Source organism: Mucilaginibacter sp. P2_D11, from assembly GCF_056404435.1.
This window is the reverse complement of sequence record NZ_JBFUEA010000043.1, coordinates 1-1,744: the sequence shown is the minus strand read 5'-3', so window position 1 is coordinate 1,744 and position 1,744 is coordinate 1. Positions and strand designations below refer to the sequence as shown.

Genomic DNA, 1,744 nt, shown 5'->3' with positions numbered 1-1,744 from the left:
GGAGGGCACTGAAAAAGCACCTTCTTTCATAAAGGCAATAATTAGAAGCGATCAAGTAAGGCATGATTTTACTTGGTCGCTTTTTTTATTTCTGCATTCGCGATGGTTAGCTGTTTATCAGCGGGTGTTCAAAAAGGGCTGAATGGAAGAATTTGAGTCTTTTTTTCTCTGAGTTTACAGAGTTAGGCGATTAGTTTGATGATTCTTTTAAGATTAACTGTGAAGATCGCCAACGCTCCCTGCATCTGCATGTTTTCAATCCCGTAAGATATGGCCCGGTCATAGCCATGAACGTTTTTTAGTTCACTGTTTTTGGCCTCGATCTTGTACCGGTGTTTTGCTTTATTCTTGTAATGATCGGTTTCCTGAAACTCCATCTGCTGCCGGTGCGTCTCTGATTTTATGCTTACCGAATAGGTCTTGGTTTTAGCTCCGGGTTTATAGCAATTATCCCTTAATGGGCAGACCTTACATTTTTCGACGTCAAAGTAATACGTGTCTGTCTGATTTGTCCCAACGTTCTTTTTCCCCTGTCTTGATTTTCGAATGGCCAGATGGCCTGCCGGGCACACGAACATATCAGCATCCTTATTGTAATCGAATCTGTCTTCATCCTTTCTGAAGCCCTGGGTTATTGTGGGATTTAGCCTGGCCACGACTTTTATATCCTTTCCATCCGCCAGGGCAAGGTTTTCCTTACCTGAATAAGCCGCGTCCCCAATAATCGCATCTACTTCGATCCCATTATTCTGGCTGATCTCCAAAAGTTTAGGAAGTTCCGGGCCGTCTCCTTTTTCTCCGGAGGTAACCACCGCAGCTGTAATGATACGTTCCTCTGTCATTGCCAGGTGGGTCTTGTAGCCAAAGAATGAATTTTCTACTGATTTATGGCCGGTTTTGGCATCTCTGTCTTTTGAGAGCGTATAGTTTTCCTGCGTATCCTCTATCGTCTCTTTCAACAGGTTCAGTTTCTCTTTGACCGCCGGGATCTGGCTTAATGTTGGGTCTGATTCAATACATTTTTCCAACTTCCTGCAATAGGCCAGTTCTTTTTCCAAATCACCTGAATCATTCTTTTCCGGCATGAGGCTTTTCATGTCTTCATCTATAGTATAAACAGCTTTGCGGAGTAACTTCGCGCGTTCCCGTAATACGTCCATTGCTGAGTATGGATTTGATCTCGACAGAGAATGAGTAGCATCAACAATAATAGACCTGGAACGGATAATACCCTTTTCAAGGGCAATCGAAACGGTTTTATTGATTAACAGGTTTAACAGATCTGCGTCCTTCAACCGCAGCTTTCTAAACTTTGTAAGTGAACTCGGGTCGATAACTTCCTGCTCCGGCGACATTTCCAAAAAGTATTTGAAGGACATATCGTATCTCGAACGCTCAACAACATCAACATCTGAGACCGTATAAATCGTTTTTAAAAGTAGGTATTTGAACATACGCACAGGGCTTTCCGCTGTACGTCCGTTATTGAGGCTGTATTTGTCAACCAGCTCTTCAAGGATAAAAGTAAAATCTATCAGTTCATTGATCTTGCGAAGAAGATTGTCTTTGGGTACGATCAAATCATACAATCCCGAAAACGCGCTAAATTGGATCTTTTGTTGTTGAGCTAACATCTGAAAGGCGTTCTAATACACCTTTAAAATACAAAAAAAGGAGCAGAAAGACAATCCTTCCTGCTCCTTTTTTACACCTCTTTTTCTAAAAGGACTTTTTCAGTGCCCTC

Annotated in this window: 1 protein-coding gene; it reads right to left on the bottom strand. The window is 42.1% G+C overall.

The features are described from left to right. Positions 1-182 precede the first annotated feature (182 nt). Positions 183-1,634: an IS1182 family transposase gene (locus AC1DXC_RS27220; RefSeq protein ID WP_477462329.1), complete on the bottom strand. Its 1,452-nt coding sequence runs from the start codon at positions 1,632-1,634 to the stop codon at positions 183-185. Between the last annotated feature and the right edge of the window lie 110 nt (positions 1,635-1,744).

Coding starts and splice junctions, on each gene's coding strand:
- AC1DXC_RS27220 (WP_477462329.1), bottom strand. CDS start 1,634: ATGTTAGCTCAACAACAAAAGATCCAATTTAGCGCGTTTTCGGGATTG.